Source organism: Vibrio sp. 1167 (assembly GCF_033340375.1).
Classification (GTDB): domain Bacteria; phylum Pseudomonadota; class Gammaproteobacteria; order Enterobacterales; family Vibrionaceae; genus Vibrio; species Vibrio alginolyticus.
In genome coordinates this window covers 78,795-101,010 of the sequence record NZ_JAWOWK010000002.1, presented here as the reverse complement: position 1 = coordinate 101,010, position 22,216 = coordinate 78,795, and the positions used below count along the sequence as shown (strand labels likewise).

Annotated in this window: 18 protein-coding genes; 11 read left to right on the top strand and 7 right to left on the bottom strand. The window is 43.3% G+C overall.

Going from position 1 to position 22,216, the window contains the following annotated elements:
* Positions 1-7 precede the first annotated feature (7 nt).
* Positions 8-1,087: a porin gene (locus tag R7Z78_RS03830; RefSeq protein ID WP_005378424.1), complete on the bottom strand. Its 1,080-nt coding sequence runs from the start codon at positions 1,085-1,087 to the stop codon at positions 8-10.
* Between the two features lie 515 nt (positions 1,088-1,602).
* Between R7Z78_RS03830 and dinG the strand changes: the two genes are divergently transcribed.
* The 5 genes from dinG to xthA all read left to right on the top strand — a co-directional run bounded on the left by dinG (position 1,603) and on the right by xthA (position 6,086).
* Positions 1,603-3,678: an ATP-dependent DNA helicase DinG gene (gene dinG / locus R7Z78_RS03825; RefSeq protein WP_053303240.1), complete on the top strand. Its 2,076-nt coding sequence runs from the start codon at positions 1,603-1,605 to the stop codon at positions 3,676-3,678.
* A gap of 14 nt (positions 3,679-3,692) precedes the next feature.
* A complete protein-coding gene (locus R7Z78_RS03820; protein WP_005378430.1) occupies positions 3,693-4,478 on the top strand; it encodes a sulfite exporter TauE/SafE family protein in 786 nt (261 codons plus the stop codon).
* Positions 4,475-5,020 (top strand): primosomal replication protein, encoded by a 546-nt coding sequence (locus tag R7Z78_RS03815; protein WP_033905048.1) that lies wholly within the window; start codon positions 4,475-4,477, stop codon positions 5,018-5,020. Before R7Z78_RS03820 ends, R7Z78_RS03815 begins: the two co-directional genes overlap by 4 nt.
* Positions 5,020-5,184, top strand: coding sequence for a pleiotropic regulatory protein RsmS (gene rsmS / locus R7Z78_RS03810; RefSeq protein ID WP_005378432.1), 165 nt, complete (start codon positions 5,020-5,022; stop codon positions 5,182-5,184). The genes R7Z78_RS03815 and rsmS overlap by 1 nt, the downstream gene beginning before the upstream one ends.
* A 95-nt stretch (positions 5,185-5,279) precedes the next feature.
* The gene (xthA, locus tag R7Z78_RS03805) at positions 5,280-6,086 is read left to right on the top strand and encodes an exodeoxyribonuclease III (RefSeq protein WP_005378433.1); all 807 of its coding nucleotides are present in this window, start codon (positions 5,280-5,282) and stop codon (positions 6,084-6,086) included.
* A 93-nt stretch (positions 6,087-6,179) separates the two neighbouring features.
* Here xthA and R7Z78_RS03800 read toward each other — a convergent pair whose 3' ends face one another.
* The 6 genes from R7Z78_RS03800 to R7Z78_RS03775 form a co-directional block, all read right to left on the bottom strand.
* Entirely contained in the window at positions 6,180-8,903 is a 2,724-nt protein-coding gene (locus R7Z78_RS03800; RefSeq protein ID WP_104975991.1) for an ImpA family metalloprotease, read from the bottom strand.
* Positions 8,904-9,057: 154 nt separating this feature from the next.
* Positions 9,058-9,735 carry an ABC transporter permease gene (locus R7Z78_RS03795; protein WP_053303243.1) on the bottom strand — a complete coding sequence of 226 codons (678 nt, stop codon included), beginning with the start codon at positions 9,733-9,735 and terminating at the stop codon, positions 9,058-9,060.
* A 3-nt stretch (positions 9,736-9,738) separates the two neighbouring features.
* A complete protein-coding gene (locus R7Z78_RS03790; protein WP_005378436.1) occupies positions 9,739-10,479 on the bottom strand; it encodes an ABC transporter permease in 741 nt (246 codons plus the stop codon).
* Between the two features lie 81 nt (positions 10,480-10,560).
* On the bottom strand, positions 10,561-11,331 hold the full coding sequence (locus tag R7Z78_RS03785; RefSeq protein WP_005378437.1) for an ABC transporter substrate-binding protein: 771 nt from the start codon (positions 11,329-11,331) through the stop codon (positions 10,561-10,563).
* 83 nt (positions 11,332-11,414) lie between these two features.
* Entirely contained in the window at positions 11,415-12,185 is a 771-nt protein-coding gene (locus R7Z78_RS03780; protein WP_005378438.1) for an ABC transporter ATP-binding protein, read from the bottom strand.
* A gap of 264 nt (positions 12,186-12,449) precedes the next feature.
* Positions 12,450-13,925, bottom strand: a complete 1,476-nt coding sequence (locus tag R7Z78_RS03775) for a 54K polar flagellar sheath protein A (protein WP_104975990.1) — start codon at positions 13,923-13,925, stop codon at positions 12,450-12,452.
* 454 nt (positions 13,926-14,379) lie between these two features.
* Between R7Z78_RS03775 and R7Z78_RS03770 the strand changes: the two genes are divergently transcribed.
* The 6 genes from R7Z78_RS03770 (at position 14,380) to R7Z78_RS03745 (ending at position 22,050) form a co-directional block, all read left to right on the top strand.
* Positions 14,380-15,927 (top strand): DUF3360 family protein, encoded by a 1,548-nt coding sequence (locus R7Z78_RS03770; protein WP_005378441.1) that lies wholly within the window; start codon positions 14,380-14,382, stop codon positions 15,925-15,927.
* A 303-nt stretch (positions 15,928-16,230) separates the two neighbouring features.
* Positions 16,231-18,507, top strand: coding sequence for a formate C-acetyltransferase (pflB, locus tag R7Z78_RS03765; protein WP_005378442.1), 2,277 nt, complete (start codon positions 16,231-16,233; stop codon positions 18,505-18,507).
* Between the two features lie 153 nt (positions 18,508-18,660).
* On the top strand, positions 18,661-19,641 hold the full coding sequence (locus R7Z78_RS03760) for a lipid A deacylase LpxR family protein (protein WP_169644471.1): 981 nt from the start codon (positions 18,661-18,663) through the stop codon (positions 19,639-19,641).
* A 211-nt stretch (positions 19,642-19,852) separates the two neighbouring features.
* Complete coding sequence (gene pflA, locus R7Z78_RS03755) at positions 19,853-20,593, top strand: pyruvate formate lyase 1-activating protein (RefSeq protein WP_005378444.1); 741 nt, start codon at positions 19,853-19,855, stop codon at positions 20,591-20,593.
* Positions 20,594-20,747: 154 nt separating this feature from the next.
* Positions 20,748-21,413 carry an energy-coupling factor ABC transporter permease gene (locus R7Z78_RS03750; RefSeq protein ID WP_053303246.1) on the top strand — a complete coding sequence of 222 codons (666 nt, stop codon included), beginning with the start codon at positions 20,748-20,750 and terminating at the stop codon, positions 21,411-21,413.
* Positions 21,414-21,549: 136 nt separating this feature from the next.
* Complete coding sequence (locus tag R7Z78_RS03745; protein ID WP_005378446.1) at positions 21,550-22,050, top strand: YfbU family protein; 501 nt, start codon at positions 21,550-21,552, stop codon at positions 22,048-22,050.
* Positions 22,051-22,216: the final 166 nt, after the last annotated feature.

Genomic DNA, 22,216 nt, shown 5'->3' with positions numbered 1-22,216 from the left:
GTATTGATTACCAGTAGAAACGAGCACCAACACCGAAGTTAGTTGCGTCGTCTGTGTCTTTGTTGTCGAAGTCAGTACCTTCGAAAGTGTAACCCGCTTCTGCGAATACACGTGCCCATTTAGAGAACTTGTATTCAACACCAGCGTAGAACCAAGAAGAGTCTGCGTCTACTTTACCTGCTTCGTCAGTAGACTGAGCTAGGTACTCGTAACCAGAGTATAGAGTTGTTTTAGGAGCAACAGCGAACATACCAGCTACAACGATGTAGTGTGAATCAACTGTTGATTTACCTAGCTTATCTTCGTTTTCGTTGTAGTAGTACGTAGCACCTAGAGTGTGCTCGTTTAGTGCGTACTCAGCAGTTACTTCAAAAGATAGGTTTTCGTTATCAGTACGCTCTGTGTGAGAAACTGTTTGCTCTACACCATTAAGAACTAGTTTTTTCTCTTTAGTTACGTTGATGTCGTTGTTCGCAGTAAGTACACCAGCGTGTAGAGATAGGTCGTTGAAAGATTTACCAACGAATACTTCTAGTACTTCTTCGTTAGAATCTTTTTCGCCTAGCGCGTAACCAGCTTTTAGCCAGAACGCGTCATTTTCGTAAGCGTATTTGATTTGAGAATCGTTGTTCCAAGCGTGACCGTATGCAGTTTCCGCTGCGTTACCACCGAAGAAGTAAGAGTAATCTGCGAAGTATACGTCATCAGCCCAAGTACCTTCTTTACCGAAGCGAAGAGTACCCATATCACCCATATCAAAACCGATGATGTGGCGACGTACGTATACAGAGTCATCTGTACGCTCGCTTGAATCAGCACCTGCGTCGTAGTTGTCACCTAGAGCAACACCGATTTCAACTTCACCCAGAACTTTTAGGCTTTCGTCAACAACGTAAACCGCGTTCACACCAGTACGAGAAGAGCTAGTGTTTAGCTCTGCTGTGTGATCAGTTTTTTCTGTGAATAGAAGAGTTGGACGTAGCTGACCGTAGAAATCTACAGAACCTTCTTCAGATTTGAATACTTCAGCTGCGTTCACTGAAGTTGCAGACGCAACTACAGCTAGTGCTAATAGAGTTTTTTTCATAATTAATCCACTGCCTTTTCTTAGTTCGGGATATCCTTGTCCGGTTCCCTTTTTTTATATGTTTGAGGTAGAGCGTTAACAAAACGTTATACAGCACCTCCTCAAAATCTGGAGCTAAGAGTGCAAAAGATTATTCTGGCTGTCAAATTTTCTAAATACCAATGTAAAAAAAACAAAATACCATTATAAAACAACAACTTGATAAGTTTACCTTTATTTATTCGACGAACATCTAACCAATCTCCATTATTATTTGTAATTTACAAAATTATTAACAAATGGTTTTTTAATCCAATAAGTAAATTTAAAAAAACAAAAAAAAGAATAAAAACCCACAAATCAGACCAAGTTGGAGTTTTATATTTTTCATATAATGAAATTAATTTCATTAAGATAAGGTTCAATATTTTTTTGTGAAGGAGATCTACATTCCTTATAAAAGCATTCCGTTTTGTGAACTACTGTACAACTAGTGATGTGTGCTACTATTCGCCTCCAACGCATTTGAGGCCCGTATGCTGACCAGTAACATTCAAAAATCGATTCGTAATAGCTATCAAAACCTTCAAGATCAACTTGATAACTTTGTGCCTAGAAGAGCACAAAACTACCTTGTTGCAGAGATTGCAAAAACGCTGTGCGGTCAGTATCACAAATCTAACCGAATACTCGTTGCAGAAGCAGGGACTGGAATTGGTAAATCGCTCTCCTATCTAATGGCGACCATTCCCGTGGCTGTACATAACAATAGAAAAGTGGTTATCTCAACGGCGACCGTCGCTCTGCAAGAGCAGCTCATAAATAAAGACCTCCCTCTTTTTCGTCGGATTACCGACCGAGAGTTTTCTTTTATTTTGGCAAAAGGCCGTCAACGCTATTGTTGTGCAGAAAAGCTCGCTACTGCTAGCGGTGCTGATGGTGGCCAGTTAGCCATGTTTGAAACCAAACCTAAGCAAAAAGATATAGAGCTGTTAGAAACAATGCATCGCTCTCTTGCGCAAGGTAAATGGGACGGTGACCGTGATTCTTGGCCTAAACCCATCGACGATAAGCTTTGGCAACTGATTGTCAGTGATAAACACAGTTGCAATAACAGTTTACCAGGCCACCGCGGCTGCCCATTCCAAAAAGCGCGCTCAGAGTTGGATAAAAACGATGTCATCATTGCTAACCACTCTCTCGTCATGGCAGACGCAGATTTAGGTGGCGGCGTGATTTTACCTGAGCCAGAAAATACGATATACGTCTTCGACGAGGCACATCACTTACCTCACGTCGCTCGTGACCATGCTTCAGCATCTGCGAGTTTAAAAGGTGCGGCAGCATGGCTTGAGAAGTTAAATCAGTCGATTAGTAAGTTTTCATCACTCGCAGACGAGAAACGCGTAGCTCGATTTCGCAACGACCTTCAAGACGCGGTTCAGAACTTGATACCGGCACTGACTCAATTGCCCAAACAGTTCGACCCAGCTCAATTTGAAGAGGGTATCTACCGCTTCGAACACGGTGAACTACCTGAGTGGCTAGAGAACCAATCCAAAGAACTAAAACAGTTCAGTAAAAAAGCAAATCAGAGCGTGGCAAAAATTGCCGACCTTATTGCGGAAAGAGTAAAAGACGGGGAGCTTGCGACAAGGTTGGCTGAACCAGCGCTTGCAGAGCTCGGTTTCTACATTCAAAGGTTAGAAAACCTAGCGCAAGTATGGCATTTAATGGCTGAACCAACTCGTGAAAAAGGTGCGCCTTTAGCTCGCTGGTTAGAAACTCACCCCGATCGCGAGGGTGATTTCATTGTGAGTGTTTCGCCACTTGAAATTGGATGGCAACTCGATCAACAGATTTGGAGCAGATGTATTGGCGCCATTTTGGTTTCCGCAACGATGCGTGCATTAAACTCTTTCCATTACTTTTGCCATCAGGTTGGTATTGATGGAAAACCAGAATCAGGCACTCAGTTTTTAGCGCTTGCGTCACCATTCGATTACCAAAACCAGGCAGAATTACTCATCCCTGCGATGAAATATGAACCACCAGCGCCTCAATTTACTGAATATCTTATTGAGATCTTGCCTAAGTACTTGGAAGACAAGAAAGCCAACTTAGTATTATTCTCATCCTATTGGCAGATGAACCAAGTCGCGAAGGCACTCTCTTCGGAGTTCATAAAAAAAGGCTGGGCGTTGCAAGTTCAAGGTGAAAGCTCACGTCAGGAAATTCTAAAAAAACATAAAAAGTTAATAGAATCAAATAAAACCAGCATCTTATTTGGTACTGGCAGTTTCTCTGAGGGGCTAGACTTACCTGGCGAATTACTTGAAAACTTGGTGATTACAAAAATTCCATTTGGCGTTCCAACCTCCCCTGTTGAGCAGGCTCATTCCGAATACATTGAGAAAAAAGGAGGAAACCCGTTTATGCAAATAACTGTACCAGACGCAAGCAAAAAGCTGATCCAGAGCGTAGGTCGCTTACTGCGTAAAGAGAGAGATTCTGGTAGAGTAACGATTCTTGATCGACGCCTAGTCACTAAGCGATACGGACAAGCCTTAATCGACTCACTACCTCCATTTAAACGTAAAATAGAATATTAGAAGAATCACCATTTATGGAAATGATTGAGCCAACCATGCTGTTGGTGTTGGCGCTTGTCGCTTTTGTCGCAGGATTTATTGATGCAGTTGCCGGTGGTGGTGGCATGCTTACCGTACCTGCTCTACTTTCGCTAGGCTTGCCGCCTCATATTGCACTAGGCACCAATAAACTTGCCGCTACCTTTGCTTCTTCTACTGCGGCATTTACGTACTACAAAAAACGTCTATTCAAGCCTCAATGCTGGCGGCGTGCATTCGTGGCGACACTCTTCGGAGCGACATTAGGTACGCTATTTGTAGATGCGATTAGTACGGATTGGCTGGAAAAAGGATTGCCGCTTGTTATTTTGGCGGCAGCGTTGTATACCGTTTTTCATAAAACACCCCACTCTGCTCATCAAAGTCCAATACCCGAGCCTTGCCCAAAACTTCATAAAAAACAGTACATGCAAGGCTTATCCATAGGATTCTACGACGGACTCGCAGGGCCTGGAACTGGGGCTTTTTGGACAGTAAGTTCAATGGCGCTGTACCGGCTGAATATCTTGCTCGCCTCTGGCTTAGCAAAAGCAATGAACTTTACCAGTAACTTTACCTCTTTGATCACTTTTGCATTCCTCGGACACATCAACTGGGTGCTAGGCTTAACAATGGGAGTATGTTTAATGGCTGGTGCTTTTGTTGGCGCGCACTCCGCTATTAGATTTGGTTCTAAATTCATTCGTCCTGTATTTGTTACTGTCGTCAGCATACTAGCCATTAAATTGGCTTATGACGCATGGTTTGTAGGTTTGTCATGAACATTTCTCAACTCCAGGAAAATCTAGAACAAATGGCGAAGCAAGCCGCTGTTCTTGACCGTCAAAGAGGCGAACATCATGTTCCGCTTTTTGATGAGCGTTTATTTGGTTGCCGCTCTCGCTTACTTACTCCTTGCGTAAAAGAAGCAAAAGCCACGCTGGATGCGATTGTGCGTGAGCAAAATGAAGGTAAGCTCACCGCTTTGCGTGCTGAGTACCTCACTGAACGGTTAGTGGCGCAAATCGGTGCGATTCAACGCGAGATTTCTACCACTAAAATTCGTAAGAATGAAATCAAACATAGCAGCTATTTCCGCAAGCCTATCAACGTGCTTTATCAGGAACTCGCTCAACACCAAGAGTGGGCAAGACGCTTGCGCGAGATGGTGTTAGAAAAAGAACGTGCTGTCGAAAGCGCTCCGAGTTTTATGCGTGCCGACGCTCAAAAAGTATTACTAGCAACCGAGCAACGTTTAGCGCGTTGTGAAGCAGCACTTCTTAAGCTAGAGAACCAAATTACACATAGGGAAAAACATCAATAATGGCTGACCAACCAACCTCGCCTTTAGATGACGCACCTGAAGAGATCAAACTGGCTGTCGATTTAATCTATTTGCTTGAGAGCAATGAGATAGATCCAGAAGTTGCGCTTAACGCTTTAAAGATCGTGCAAAACGACTTAGAAAACAAATTAAAAGCAAAGTAGCTCAGAGCGTTTCAATCCTTTCACCGAGACTCATTTTCAGTGCTCTTACACAATGATACTATTCATAAAAAAGTACGCCCCCAAAAGGATAAATAATGAAAGTAATCAGCTTTAACATCAATGGACTACGTGCGCGACTGCACCAACTCCAAGCGCTAATCGACAAACACCAACCTGATGTGATTGGTCTTCAGGAAATTAAAGTTCACGATGAAGCATTCCCGATTGAAGCTGTCGAAGCCATGGGCTACAAAGTGTATTTCCATGGTCAAAAAGCACATTACGGCGTAGCAATGCTTTGTAAGCAAGAGCCTCTACACGTACAAAAAGGGTTCCCGACGGATAATGAGGAACATCAAAAGCGCATGATCATGGCAACGTTTTTAAATGAAAACGGCGAAAAGGTCACTGTGCTAAACGGCTATTTCCCTCAAGGGGATAACATCAGCCACGAAACCAAATTCCCATACAAGCGCCAATTCTATAAAGATCTGATGACCTACCTAAACGATCATCACAATAACGACGAGCAATTGATTGTTATGGGTGACATCAACATCAGCCCTATTGATGCAGATATCGGTATCGGCGAGCCAAACCGTAAACGTTGGCTAAAAACAGGTAAATGTTCATTCCAACCTGAAGAGCGCGAATGGTTGAAAACCTTACTAGACTGGGGCTTTGTGGACACCTTCCGTAAGCTATACCCAGAGGTGAACGATCAATTTTCGTGGTTTGACTACCGTTCTCGCGGTTTTGATGATAACCGTGGCCTACGAATTGATGTCATTTTGGCAACCCCTTCTCTAGCGGAAAAGTGTATTGAATCTGGTATCGACTATGAGCTTCGTGGTATCGAGAAGCCTTCAGATCACGCACCAATCTGGTCAACATTTAAGTAATATATTGCAAAGCTATAAGCGAGACTCAACGCTAAGCTTAGTCCAATAAAAAGGGAGACTCAGTCTCCCTTTTTCATACAAATTACCATTTAATCACTGATTCAGCGGCCAAACCGTTTGACCATCAATAGTTATCGGTGTTTGAGCAAATTCGTTCAGACAGTAGCCTGTATTACTACTTGCAAAGTAAGTGAGCGGCATCGGCGGTAGATTCAGCTCCACAACCTGCTGTTTCGCTTTTTCTGTGAACGAGAACCCCCACATATCGAGATAGCTAGTCATATCTCGCTGAGAGATGTAGCTCAGAGCAATAAGCAACCAGTCGCTGTTCGAGATGCTATTTGCTTCTTCCCGAGAGTAGTTGGCAAAACCAATGCTCAATCGTCTCTCATCCCAAAGCGCGTCATCCGATTTTAAGCGGTTAAACTCACGTTCAATCAGGTGCAAGCGCGCCAATAAATGCCAACCACTTTTAAGCACACCTTCATGCTGCGCCGCCATCATAATTTGAATGTAAACACGAGCGCCCCAACTCCAACTGGTTTGATTTTGCGCAGCCATGTATGCGTTTGGATCCGCTTGAGTTCGGCTAGCTTGCAATAATTCAAACTGGCCTTTGAAATCCAAGCTTTGGCAAGTTGAAACTTTTCCCGTATTCTGGAAGAAACGAGACTTACTGTAATACGAGTAGTAATTGGTCGTTGAATGCCCTTCCCAGCCTGAAAATCGGAATCGACCTTTTTCTAAACCATGACCAAGCTCATGTAAATCACCGTGACCGAGTGGGCTGAATGACCAGTAAGCATCGTAAGGGTTACCCGAACAACCATAACCACACGTCGCTTGGTCAGCGTTCATGTGCTTCACTATATCAATATTGGCGATTTCCCAACCTTGGTTTTGGGCGTATTGAATAATTTCAGGCACTTCATCTATGCCCGGCCCTTGGAAACCTGCCAGCACATGCGGGTAGTTGTGAACATATTCTTCTGTTGCAAGCGCCATTTCCGAAGGGGTAGACCACATTTCATCGTTGACCGACTCCAACATTTTGTCGCGCTTTGAGTGTACTTCAAACCCAGGAGTGATCAGCTCAGCCCAATCGAATAAATTGGCTTCTAACTGTTGAATAAAAGCGTCGTTGTCCTTCTCACTTCTCCAAACTGGATGCTGTGCCACATGATTAAATTTCAGTTCAACCGGAACATCATTTTTGTCAAAGTGAACCTGTACTGGACCACCATAAGGAGAAGTCAGCGTGATGGTTTCACCCGGCTTCACTTCATAGCCGAATGAAGTCAGCAGTTTTGGTCGCGTGTATCCATCTTTGCTGAACTCATGAGTTGCACCACTTCTTAAAGTGTTGATGACAATCTTAGTCGCCACATCATTGCTGTCATTACGTTTAACCGTAAAGGTTTCCCCAGGAAGCGCATACACACCAGCCGAACGGAAGTTACGCTTTGATTCCATATTAATCGTTGCACTGATTCTCTTTATGTCAGGGCTAAACTCACTACGGCTGAAGTTCCCCATATTTGGTTGTTTTGGGTTTACGCTTCGGCTGTTGTATTGCACGTAATCGGCAAAGTACGACTTTAGGAATTCGGTCATTTGGGTTGATTGTTTGTCCATCGGGAAGACAACCGTTTGACGATAATGATCAGCCAGCAATACCATGAGTTTTTCGTATTGGTAGCCGTTTTGATTAAACAAATCTACTTTTTGTTCATCAAGCTTTTGCAACCAATGGCGAATGCTGTTTGCCCCTGCATAAAATTGACTGTCCATATTCGCAGTGTCAGGGCAGGATTTGTCATCACACTTTGACAAGTCAACGTTGAAATTTTGAGATTCAAAACGAGACAACAGCGCTTGTTGTGTGATGACAGAGTCCGGCACAACGTTCATCAACGATGAAGGTTCCCAGTCGACCAAGCCTAACTTACGCCAATAGTTATCTCCCACATAATCAACATGGAATTTTTCCAAAATGTCTTGGCCAAGATCAGTTAGTCCTCCATCCCAATGCAGGTATAGAACAGGAATTTGGGCTTGCTCAGCGTATTCCAAAGCTTCGAGTACTGGTTTGTTGGTATCTCCAGATTGCAGATGCTGTGACAAGATCAATAAGTTTGGAGTATTGGTTTGCAAGCAGCTAAGTAGCTTCGAACCATCGCATAGGTTGGCCTCGTTAAACGCCAGCTCTTGTGAAACATTGTCTTTCAGCCAATTCCGAGTCGCTTGCTCATCCGGAAAGTAATAAGACTGATCCATTTGCGCGATGACGACGTTTGAAGTAACTCCACCCGACAACCAAGTGACCAGGTTACTTAACCATTGCGTCATCGCCGCGTTGGAAGAGTCGGGAAAACGTTGTGCCGTTCTAAATGGGTTACTACCTAATAGTGCGTAACGTTGACCATTAGACTTATCCCCGGCAACGCCAATTGACAGAGCTTGATCTTTGTAACCGCTTGCCATGGCCTTATTGGTCATCAAGATGGTGTCGTTGAAGCCATACTGAGGTGCCAAGATCGCGGCATCATGGGTTGGATCCCAATAAAGACCTGAAAGGCTTTTCGCAATTGCAGATTTGATCGTATTCGACTGCATCTTGTGGGCTTCTACAACCTGACGACTTTCTCGAATGAAATCGCTCGGGTCAGAAACGAGCAGTGCATTACCAGTTTCCAGAGCTTGTTGAACTGGAGCTTGCGTTGGTTTTACTTGAGCATTAGGTTGTGATTCTCCCTCTCCCCCACCACATCCTGTGGCTAAGGCGGCAATGCCCAACGATAGAATTGTTTTTTTCATTTTTACTTACTAAACAATGAGTTTACCGAATGTTAATGTAAGTTAATGAATAATAAGAAAGAGTCTTTTATATCGGCTGGAAAAATAGGAATGAAGATAACAAAATTATCAAAAGCAATAGCACCCATTCCGGTGCTATTGCCTCTATTGATAATTAGCTTAAAGGACGTAGATAAGCTAAGAAACGCCTCTCTGCCACTTTGAAACACCACAAAATCATAAACGTCAGTGCCATGTAGAACAGCCCCGCCGTCAGGAAAGACTCAAATGGTGCATAGTAGCGCGAGTTAACTAGACGCGCAGCACCAGTTAAATCCATGATGGTAACGATGCCCGCGACTGCACTTCCGTGCAGCATAAATATGACCTCGTTGGAATAAGCTGGTAATGCTCGACGCAATGCACTCGGCAAGATAATACGTCTGTATGTCATAAACTTACTCATGCCATAGGCTTTCGCAGCTTCCACCTCACCTTTCGGCAAACCATTAATCGCACCACGAATAATTTCTGCGGTGTAAGCCGATGTATTCAGAATAAAAGCGACCAAAGCACAGAACCAAGCGTTCTCCCACAAGGTATCTTTCACAGGGAAAAACTGATCCATGCCGTAGTAAATCAAATACAGCTGAACCAATAGCGGCGTTCCACGGAAAAAGTAAATGAATCCCCAAGAAGGTAAGCTTAGAGCGTAATTGGTACTATTGCGTGCCACGGCTAATGGGATAGAGACACACAAGCCAATAACCAACGCTAATCCCACTAACCAAACTGTTGTCCAAAGTCCCTGAAGATAAGTTGGAAAGCTTTCAATAATCAAAGAAAAGTCCATAACTTACCTCGCATGAATACTGAACTTACGCTCAACAAGCTTGAGTAGCCCGGTCGAAACGCTGGTAAAAAATAGAAAGATGAGCGCGACAGCCATGTAAAAGGTGAACGGCATTTTCGTTGTACCTGCTGCCAATGAGCTCATTCTCACCATGTCATCCAGACCAATAATGGAAACTAACGCTGTGGTCTTAAGTAACACTAACCAGTTATTACCAAATCCAGGTAATGCATGACGAATCATCTGAGGAAGTAAGATTCTTCTAAACGATAAAGCAGAACTCATCCCATAAGCTTTCGCCGCTTCTAATTCACCCTTGTCCACCGCCATGATCGCTCCGCGAAAAGTCTCCGCCATGTAGGCGCCAAAGATAAAACCAATCGTGAGTACACCAGCAATAAATGGGCTGACATCAATATAATCAGGTAAGTAAGACGTCCATTCATGGTTTGGATCACTCGAGGCAAACCACTCGTTGAGCGTTTCGTTGATGGAGTAAAGGCTGTTATTTAAAAGTATTTGTCCACCAAAGAAAATTAGCATCATCAGAACCAAATCTGGAATGCCGCGAATGACTGTGGTGTAAAGAGTGGCAATCGCCCTTGCCCATTTGTAAGGTGCTAACTTAGCTAATGCGCCAAGCATGCCTAACACCATGGCGAGAATGAGTGAAAGCACTGCAACTTCTATTGTTACTAAAGCTCCTTTCAAAATCGAAGCTTCGTATCCTTGTAAATCTAGCATAGGTGAGTTCCTAATCCCTAAACTCAAAAAATCGACCGTTGACTACTTCTAGGAACAAGCCAACGGTCGCTTAATTACGGTTTATTCACCGTACACATCGTAGTTAAAGTATTTACCAGCAATTTCTTGGTAAACACCTTTCTCACGTAGTGAAATAATTGCTGCGTCGAGTTTCTTCGTTAGATCTTTGTCTTGTTTACGAACAGCGATACCCATACCTTCGCCAAACCATTTTGGATCGGTTAACGATGGTCCAACAAACTCATAAGCTTCGCCACCTGCTTTGTTGATCACACCCTCTTCTAGAGCAGAAGCATCACCTAAAACAGCAGCAATTCGACCATTTTCTAGATCAAGATACGCTTCATCAAAAGAGCCATAACGCACAATTTCAACATCATCGCCGTAGTTGTCAGTTAAGTACTTGTCATGTGTCGTCGCACGTTGCACGCCAATTTTGACATCTTTAAGATTATCAAAATCTAGACCCGCACCTTTCTTAGCGATAAATTTATTTGGAATTTGTGCGTACTTGCCAGTGAAATCGACTTTTTTCTTGCGCTCTTCAGTGATAGACATTGCTGCGATGATGGCATCGTACTTACGTGCAAGCAGAGAAGGAATAATACCATCCCAATCTTGAGCGACGATTTTGCACTTCACTTGCATCTCTTCACAGAGTGCATTTGCCATGTCTACGTCAAAGCCTTTTATTGAGCCATCAGTTTCTGTCCAGCTAAACGGAGGGTAAGCGCCTTCGATACCAAAGCGAACTGTTTTCCATTCTTTCGCTTGGGCAACACCTGATACTGCCGTTGCAGCAATCGTTGCTGCTAATAACCACTTTTTCATTTCCATACTCCTGTGATTGCTATTTTATTTCGTTTTGTTTGTTGTGTTGGCTTAGGAGGCAATAGTCTGCCGCCTAACAAATATTAGTAAATGGATGAGATAAACTGCTGTAATCGTTCTGAATCCGGGTTTGTAAATAGCTTAGCTGGATTTCCCTGTTCTTCCACTAAGCCTTGATGTAAAAACATCACATGGTTTGATACGTCACGCGCAAACGCCATTTCGTGCGTGACCACCAGCATAGTTCGCCCTTCATCTGCCAAATCTCTCATTACCCCCAGAACTTCTCCTACAAGTTCTGGGTCAAGCGCAGAAGTTGGCTCGTCAAACAACATCACCTCTGGGTCAACTGCTAGCGCACGGGCAATAGCTGCACGTTGCTGCTGGCCGCCAGATAAGTGCCCAGGGTAATAATCTTTACGCTCATACAAGCCTACTTTCTTAAGCAAGACTTCTGCATTTTCAATCGCTTGAGCTTTTGGCACGCCTAAGACATGAACAGGCGCCTCAATCACGTTTTCTAGTACGGTTAGGTGAGACCAGAGGTTGAAACCTTGGAAAACCATTGCCAGGCGTGAGCGAATACGTTGGACTTGCTTTTCATTAGCAGGAACAGATTCACCTGCTCTGTTGTTCTTCATTTGGATTAATTCACCATTTACCCAAATTTCGCCCGCGGTAGGCGTTTCTAGCAAGTTGATACATCTGAGAAAGGTACTCTTACCTGAGCCGGAAGAGCCAATGATGGAGATAACATCTCCTTTGTGCGCGGCAAGTGAAATGCCTTTTAAAACTTCATTTTGTCCAAATGTTTTGTGCAGGTCTTTTATATCTAGCGCTGGTACATCATTCATGCGCCCTACTCCCTGTGTTTTTGTCACTGCAATTAAGGGACTCCGCCCTCTCTAATTCGGAACAAATTAGCACCGCCCCTTGAAACTTGCAACAAATTATTAACCTAAATAATTCGAATAGAAAGATACGATAGGCAAATTAATATGCAATATATAGCAACATATTCTTCAAAAGTTGAATATTAAATATAAAAAAGCCCCTTTCAAAGGGGCTTAATAAATTTACAAAAGTGTTAATTGAAACCTATTCGAGGTCGCAATGAATTAATTAAAACGACTGACTACCAACGAGTTTGAAGTACGTAATGTCACTTCATTTTCCAAGCCTTCTTTTTCAGAAGTAATGATGCCATCTAGGTCTTCATCTAGTTCAGGCTCTGACGCTTCACCATTGGAGAAGAAGCTCATGAAAACTTTAGAATCAATATTACTATCTTCATTCACTACTAAAGCAGTGCGATTAAAATCGTCCGAAGCTGAAACTTTCAAACCGTTAACGGCCGATGTTGGGAAGTTGTAGTAATGCAATTCTGGAACAACAACAGAATCACTATCACTTGTTGTGAAAATGCGATGTGTGACTCTGTAGTCGCCTGAAGTTGCAAAGTAAGCGACACGAGTAAAACCTTCAGTAGACGATGTTAAGCCCATGTCCAGATCAATCACGGAATCTGCACTTCCTTGCGCTGATACACTTGGTTTTGTGTTCGGCAGGTTATCAATATTTAAGTAAGCACTCGGATCAACGTCAATATCCCATCCGTCAGAGATCGTTTCGTTAAGTAGAGACTCCCAACCATTAACTTGATTCTCTGAGAACGCCATGTATACCCAAGTTTCTTTATTCGTTGCACTAGGGCGATTATATTCAACGGCCGTTTTATCCAGCTTCAACGCGTCATATGCAAAGCCGTTAGTAACAAAGCCAATGTTGAGCGAGTCGTAAGTATAGTCAGAAGACGAATAAATGTTTGACGTATTATCCGCTCTAACTAAGGCTATCTCACCAGTTCCCCACGAACCAATACCATACTGGTAAAGCGCTTTGTCGCTTGAACCTGATTCATACTGAAACAACGCCGTTGGTTCACCTTTAAGCCCCATCAGTTCATCAGTAGGCAACATATCAGGGTTCGGAGACGTGAAAATATCGGTTTGCGAGACAAAGTTGTAATCTCCGCCACCTGATTCAGCATTTCGGTAATCTAAGTTAGTAAACTTATTGCTTGCTAAGTTACCGCCCGTAAAACATTTGTTCAAAGAGTCTCGGTTTAGTGCAAAAGTAGCATTACGTAGTTTCTTATCTTGCAAGAACTCTTTTGAAAACGTGTTTACGCGAGCTTCTTTGCCGTTAAATTCTATTGCTTGAAACGTTACAAAGCCGCCGTCAGGGATATCTTCAAGATAAAACTTAAAGTTATCAGTGGTAGGTTTGATAATGTCTCCGGATCTTTTGCCATCGGCATCAGAGTAGTAACCGATAACATAGTTGGTCACTTGCTCTTTTGACGCTGCACTATAGGTTAAAACCGTTTTATCGCCGTTCAGCTCAGTTTTGTGGTCATATACAGTACAACCTTTCGTAGTTGCTTCACTTTCAGTCATTGTTGCTGGTATAGCAAAATCAAAAGTAAACGCAGTTTTCGGCGCTGCACCACCGCCACCGCCGCCACCGCCGCCGCAACCGACCATTAACCCTGAGATGATTGCCACTAGTGGCAGTACTTTAAGCTGTTTCATGTCTTTTTCCTAAACTGAGCGGCAATGATTAGCCAAAAAATTGTCTTTGCTCTGTCCAAAGCAAGAATAAAGCCAGCTTTATATAATCATCGTGAATATTGACATTTAATCTGCATCTCGTGCAAAAGGACAAAAAGTTCTAATTTTATGCAACTTGTGTAATGAAATTACACAAGATCTCCGCATCTCATTCGCATGCCAGAAACTTTCTGTAGTTTTCTTTCACAACCATTCTTAAAGTGATCTAAATCAATCACCCTAAATGGCTATCTTGCTAGACTCCTGCCAAAAGATGAGGCTTTTTTTTGCGCCTCAACACAATAAGTTATTAGCTATGCTTAGGCACAGTGTCGACGTGTAACAAATCTAACAATAGCTAGCATAAGCGTGCCGCAGGATGCGGATTAACACAATTGAATGAAGAATTCATAACTTTTAAATATATGAGGAATCTATGTCAGACGCAGTTAACAAAACGCACTCTGATTCAGATATCGAGACCAAGAGCTACCGTGAGCTTCATCGTCCAGCATCTGAGTTCGCAAGCCGTTCAGACTACCTAGACCACGAACTACAAATCATGAAGCCACGTCGTTTTGGCTTGAACTTGCCAGGTCGTGACTTCCGCTTTGAGCTTGAAGACCTTGTTCCAGCACTTGCTGGTACTATCGGTATTATCGCAATGTACTCTGCGGTAATGATGTCTTGGGCTGAAGGTCTTACTGCAGCATGGGACCACGTAAACTTAGGCAAGGACTTTGCTATCGAAGTTGCGCGTGTAGAAATGCTCATCCCTGCACTTCTTTTCTGTGTACTTGCCTCTGGTTTTATTAACCCTAAAGCCAACCTAGCAGGCAACCACGGCCCAATGATCCCTCTTATTGGTACCATCGCTCTTGCTGGTGCTCACCCTCTTGCATTAGCAATTCTCATTGGTGTGTTTGGTTTGATTTTGAGCCTCTTAAAAGGTGGGTCAAAACTGGTTAACCTCACCTCTGAAGGTACGGCTGGTGGCCTTCTTATTTTCTTAGGTTTAACCGGAACCATGAGCCAAATTAACTCTATTCAAGCTTGGGCTGTTGGTTTGCAATCCGATACGGTTGCCGCTGGTAGCATGGGTTACATCGGTCTAATTGTTCTTGCGGTTACCATTGGCTTATACGCGTTCCTTGCTAAAGTGAACAAACGCTGGCTAGCGATCCCTGTTTGTGCCTTCACTGGGCTTGCAATCGCACTTGCTCTTGGCGCAGGCTTCGATATTAAATTCGTAACCGAGACAGGCCTTCCAAACCTAAATCCAATCTACTGGTGGGGTTCAACAGAAGAAGGTTGGATGCTTGGTCTTCCTAATATGGAACACTTCATCGCTTCACTACCATTCGCCATTCTTGCGGTAGCAATGTGGTCACCTGACTTCTTGGGTCACCGTATCTTCCAAGAGATGAACTACCCACGTAAGAGTGAGAAAGTGCTGATGGACGTTGATGACACAATGACAATGTGTTCCGTTCGCCAAATGGTCGGTACTGCAGTGGGTGGTGGTAACATCACATCATCTTGGGGGACTTACATGATCCCTGCTGCAATCGCGAAACGCCCTATTCCTGCTGGTGCCATCTTACTAGGCTCTCTATGTATTATTGTTGCAATCCTTGGTTTTCCTATGGACGTTGCAGTATGGCCTCCAGTTATGCGCGTTGCTCTTCTCGTTGGTGTATCTCTACCACTGCTTGAAGCTGGCATGCAGATGGTGAAGGACTCGAAAGACTCACAAGCAGCAGGTATCTGTATCTTTGGTTCTGCCGTTGTTAACCCAGTTCTAGCTTGGGCACTAACTATGCTTTTAGATAACAACGGTTTAATTGGAGATAAAGAGCGCGCGTCTCGCCTATCATTTGTAGACAAGATTGTGATCCCAGTAAGCGTACTTGTTATCTGTTTAGTTGCTATGCTTGCAGTTGGTATGCTTGAAGGCCAGTATGGCATCCAAGCTTGGCTATAAGCTAGCAGTCCAGAAATTTGTGGGTAGCGCTCGTCGCTACCCCATTTTTATCGAGATTTTTGAGGATTTATTGATTTAGTTTAAGGTTTGCAAAAAAATTTTAGTTTAACCTCTAACTGTTGCTTAAAAAGAGAAACGTTAAAACTAGTGACAATATTTATAGTTTTGTAAATCAAATACGTAAATTTAAGACTATAAATATTGTTATTCATAAGAGTGTACTGTTCCCCTCTTTTATCTGGGGATAGCTGGCTCAACGGCGAAGCAGTACGTATTTTTTTCTACTAAAAAGGTAGGTATGTCATGGCAGAGCAATTTGCTAAAGCTTGGGAAGGTTTTGCTGCAGGCGACTGGCAAAACGAAGTAAACGTTCGTGATTTCATTCAGAAGAACTACACTCCGTACGAAGGCGACGAATCTTTCCTAGTTTCTGAAGGTACTGAAGCGACTAACAAGCTTTGGGCTAAGGTAATGGAAGGCATCAAACAAGAGAACGCGACTCACGCTCCTGTTGATTTTGATACTTCAGTTATCTCTACCATCACTGCTCACGATGCAGGCTACATCGAAAAAGACCTAGAAACTATCGTAGGTCTTCAAACTGACGCTCCTCTAAAACGTGCGATCATCCCTAACGGTGGTATCCGCATGGTTGAAGGTTCATGCAAAGCCTACGACCGCGAGCTAGACCCACAAGTTAAAAAAATCTACACAGAATACCGTAAAACTCACAACCAAGGCGTTTTCGATATCTACACTCCTCAAATCATGGCGTGTCGTAAATCTGGCGTACTGACTGGTCTTCCAGATGCATACGGTCGTGGTCGTATCATCGGTGACTACCGTCGTGTTGCTCTATACGGTATTGACTTCCTAATGAAGGATAAATTCGCGCAGTTCTCTTCTCTACAAGAGCGTTTTGAGAACGGCGAAGACCTACAAATGACAATGCAGCTTCGTGAAGAGATCGCAGAGCAACACCGTGCTCTAGGTCAAATCAAAGAAATGGCTGCAAAATACGGTTGTGATATTTCTCGTCCTGCTGAAACTGCGCAAGAAGCTATTCAGTGGACTTACTTCGGTTACCTAGCTGCTGTTAAATCTCAAAACGGTGCGGCTATGTCTCTAGGTCGTACTTCTACATTCCTAGACATCTTCATCGAACGTGATATCGCGGCTGGTAAGTTAACTGAAGAACAAGCTCAGGAAATGATCGACCACTTCGTAATGAAACTACGTATGGTTCGTTTCCTACGTACTCCTGAGTACGATGATCTATTCTCTGGCGACCCTATCTGGGCAACTGAGTCTATGGGTGGTATGGGTCTTGACGGTCGTACGCTAGTTACTCGTACAAACTTCCGTTTCCTAAACTCACTATACACTATGGGTCCTTCTCCAGAGCCAAACATCACTGTTCTTTGGTCTGAGCAACTACCTGAAGGCTTCAAGAAGTTCTGTGCGAAAGTATCTATCGATACTTCTTCTATTCAGTACGAAAATGACGACCTAATGCGTCCAGACATGAACTCTGACGACTACGCGATCGCATGTTGTGTATCTCCAATGGTTGTTGGTAAGCAAATGCAGTTCTTCGGTGCTCGTGCGAACCTTGCGAAAACAATGCTTTACACCATCAACGGTGGTGTGGATGAGAAGCTAAAAATCCAAGTTGGCCCGCAAATGCCTAAGATCGAAGGCGATGTTCTTAACTACGATGAACTGTGGGAGAAAATGGACCACTTCATGGATTGGCTAGCGAAACAATATGTGACTGCACTAAACGCTATCCACTTCATGCACGATAAGTACAGCTACGAAGCGGCGCTAATGGCTCTACACGACCGTGACGTTAAGCGTACTATGGCTTGTGGTATTGCTGGTCTATCTGTTGCAGCTGACTCACTATCTGCAATTAAATACGCAAAAGTTAAGCCAATTCGTGACGAAGACGGTCTAGCAATCGACTTCGAAATCGAAGGCGATTACCCTAAATTCGGTAACAACGACCCACGCGTTGATGACATTGCATGTGAACTTGTTTCTGTATTTATGGGCAAAATCCGTAAGCTTAAGACTTACCGTGATGCAATCCCTACTCAGTCAATTCTTACTATCACTTCAAACGTGGTTTACGGTAAGAAAACTGGTAACACGCCTGACGGTCGTCGTGCTGGTGCTCCATTTGCTCCAGGTGCAAACCCAATGCACGGTCGTGACGAGAAAGGTGCTGTAGCATCACTAACTTCAGTTGCTAAACTGCCGTTTGCTGACGCACAAGATGGTATCTCTTACACATTCTCTATCGTACCTAACGCACTAGGTAAAGATGAGGGCTCACAACGCGCTAACCTTGCTGGTCTGATGGATGGTTACTTCCACCACGAAGCGGGTATCGAAGGTGGCCAACACCTAAACGTGAACGTTCTTAACCGTGAAACTCTAGAAGACGCAGTTAAGCACCCAGAGAAATACCCTCAGCTAACAATCCGTGTATCTGGTTACGCTGTTCGCTTCAACTCTCTAACTGCAGAGCAACAAGCTGACGTAATCGCACGTACATTCACTGAGTCTCTATAAGACTATAGCGAAATAACGTTCTAGTAATACAACAAAGGCTGATGCTAAGTAGCATCAGCCTTTTTTTATTTCTTGAATGAAAGTTGTGATATCGCGAAAGACTTTTGCCCGCATTCTTACGTATGATGCGAAAAAAGTTAGCAAATAAAGTCTATGAGATTTAGTAAATTAATAATTATTCTTACCCTTCTTTCTCCAGTTGCAATAGCATCCACTAAGTCTACGGTTTCTTTTACCATCGACAACGATGGTATTTTTGGCGTCGATCAAGACTATACGAATGGTGTTTTCCTTTCGTACGCGACAGACCAACTGATACAAGAAAGCCAATGGAAATGGCTGAGTCTAGCTAACTCAGAGCACGCCAATATCGATAAAATAGAGTTGGTTCTTGGCCACAAAATGTGGACTCCAAGCGACATTGAAGCCGATTATCCACTAATCAATGATCGCCCATATGCCGGTTACCTACACACCGAAATCAACTACCTTTCCCTAACGAGTGACAAAGCTGTACGGTACAATTTCACCATAGGAACTACGGGTGAAAGTTCGCTATCAGAAAAGGCGCAAGAAATCGTTCACGGCATAACAGGATCGACGGACCCTCAAGGTTGGGATTACCAGATTGAAGATAAAGTGGCGTTCAGCCTTGGTTACCGCGTATTTAACAAATTGATGCGCAGCGAAGAACAAAAAACACAATGGGAGATCACCAACATTAACGACATCAATGCGGGTAACTTCCGTAGTGATGTCTCTCAAGGCGTCATGTTTCGTTGGGGTACAAACCTAGCGAATAGCATCGGAGCCGCCAATATCAGTGTCGAAAGCCCTTTCTCAGCAAGTATGATCGCTCAGAACACGTCGAGTTGGTTCTTGTTCACCGGGTTTGAAGGTCGTTACCGCTTTAATGACATGACTATCGAAGGAGATCGTCCTGGCATTCCTGAACCGTCAGCGCCATACGACGTCACACTGCAAAATTGGCAAGCAAGTGCCGTCGCGGGAGTATCTTGGTACAACCAAAATTACGGTGCAAGCATCACCTTTACAATTAAAACACCGGATTATGAAGAAGCCCAAACCGATGTTTATGGGACAGGCTCGTTCTCCGTGTTCGCCTTTTTCTAAAAACTGGATTATCCCAGCATCGAAGTCAATCTAGATACACGGCAAGCTCTCGGGGTAGGTATTAACCACCTCGTGTTCAAGCGTTTATGTAGATTGGCTCCATCTATTTTCTTTCTTCAAATAACCTTGCCTTTAGTACCGACAAAGCTGTTTTAACCCTGCTTTTTGTAATAAAATAACAGCTAGAATTTACTAGTAATGAGAGCAAAAGATGTCAACAGCTGGTCGTATTCACTCATTTGAGTCATGTGGTACCGTAGACGGACCTGGTATTCGATTTATCGTCTTCTTGCAAGGTTGTTTAATGCGCTGTAAGTATTGCCATAACCGCGATACTTGGGACACGCATGATGGCAAAGAAGTCACGGTTGAAGAAATCATTTCCGAAGCGAAAAGTTACCGCCACTTCATGAATGCATCAGGTGGTGGCGTTACTTGTTCTGGCGGCGAAGCGATGCTTCAACCGGAATTCGTACGTGATTTTTTCCGCGCAGCTAAAGCCGAGGGCATTCATACATGTCTAGATACTAACGGTTATGTTCGTAAGCACACTGATGTTATCGATGAAGTACTGGATGCAACAGACTTAGTCATGCTTGACATCAAACACATGAAAGACGAAGTGCACCAAGATCTCATCGGTGTATCCAACCGACGCACATTGGACTTTGCTCGTTACTTACAAAAAATCGGAAAGAAAACATGGATTCGCTATGTCGTCGTGCCTGGTTACACAGATGACCCAGAAGCAGCACACATGCTTGGTGAATTTATTAAAGACATGGATAACATCGAAAAGGTCGAGTTACTTCCTTACCACAAATTAGGGGCTCATAAGTGGGAAGCGTTAGGCTTAGAATACCCACTCGAAGGCGTAAACCCGCCACCGAAAGAAACCATGGATGAAATTCAATCCATTCTTGCTCAATACAACGATAACGTAAAATACTAAGTGAACCGCAAGACTAACCTCTTTAAAATACCAGCTTATTGCTGGTATTTTTTTGATTATATCTAAGCCTTATCAGTGAGTTTCTCTGCGGTCATTTAGGTATAAAAAGAACGATAGAAATGATTGCGTCATGTTCGCATAGGAAGGAAGTAACATGGATTTGTTTAACTTAGGCTCTCTTGTTGTCTCAATTTGGATAGTAGTAGTCTACTGCCTACCAGATTGGAAAAAAGTCGTTTGGCCAAAACTGGAAAAAGAGAAAGGATTTCAGCACCTCGTTTTTGCAACGCTCTTCTTTTTCAGTATTCTATGGGCCGCTCAAGCAGGTGTAAAAGAAGGATTACAGATTCATTTTCTTGCACTAACAACGCTGACGATGATGTATGGTTGGCGCATGGCATTTCTACTCAGCATTCCCGCTATGTTGGTCAACCACCTACTACATGATGTGTCCTTGCTACTCTTACCCACGTCGTTAGTTCTATCTGCCCTAATTCCGATTTTCATTAGTTACTTAGTGTTTCTTCTGAGTTACCACTACTTGCCACGAAACATTTTTGTTTTCATCTTCGTTGCTGGATTTTTCAATGGCGCGATAACAGGAAGTCTGCACCTCATCATTAACTCTTTTTATCACCTATCAGTTGGTCACTACGATTGGGAAACCATTCAACATAACTACTTTGTTTTTGTGCCGTTGCTCGCCTTTCCAGAAGGTCTATTAAATGGTATGGCACTGGCGGTTTTAACCGTATTCAAGCCAGAGTGGCTGAGAGTATTTTCAGACCGAGACTACATATACAATCATTACCATAAATAAGTGTTTTCAAACTGGTCAAAAGTGACAGTTCTTGCCATTTTTTAGTATTAAATATGTGTTGAGATCATGTTTCACTCATGTCTTAAGCGTTAACCTAAGCACATTAAAAATGTATTAGATATCTAGTGAGGTCACCATGGAAATGTCAAACGCTCAACGTTTGATTCTATCAAACCAATACAACCTTATGTCTCAACTTGATCCAAGTAATGCGGCCAAATACAAACGCTTACAAACGATCGTTGAACGTGGTTATGAACTACAAATGCGAGAGTTGAACAAAGATTTCGGCTGCCTCTCAGAAGCAGAATGTCGTGAGATCATCGACGTTATGGAGATGTATCATGCGATGCAAGAATCTTACAACATGCTAGACGATGAAGACCGCAGCAACGTAGATCAGCGCCGCTTGAAGTTCTTGGGATTTGATATCGCTTCAGAAGCGCAACAAGTACATTACGTACGTTTTCTAATCGATTCTGAAGGTTTGTACCCTCAGTTTGACAAGGCAGATCATCACTTTAACAGCCAAATGCCGATGCTAGATAAATACCGCCGTATGCTGCAAACTTGGCGTAACTGCCCTCGTCAGTATCATTTATGTGAAAACGAACTAGCGCAAATCTTCAGCGCATAAAATGGTCATCTAAGAATGAGGAGAGCGCCCGCTCTCCTTGTTATTTACCCTGTCACAAACTTATCTAAGACTTTGCTCTCTTCCTACCTCTTTCACTTGCCTTGCTCAATGTAGAACAACGAATCACTGAGACTCTTCTGTCTTTGCCAAATATTTGATTTCTATT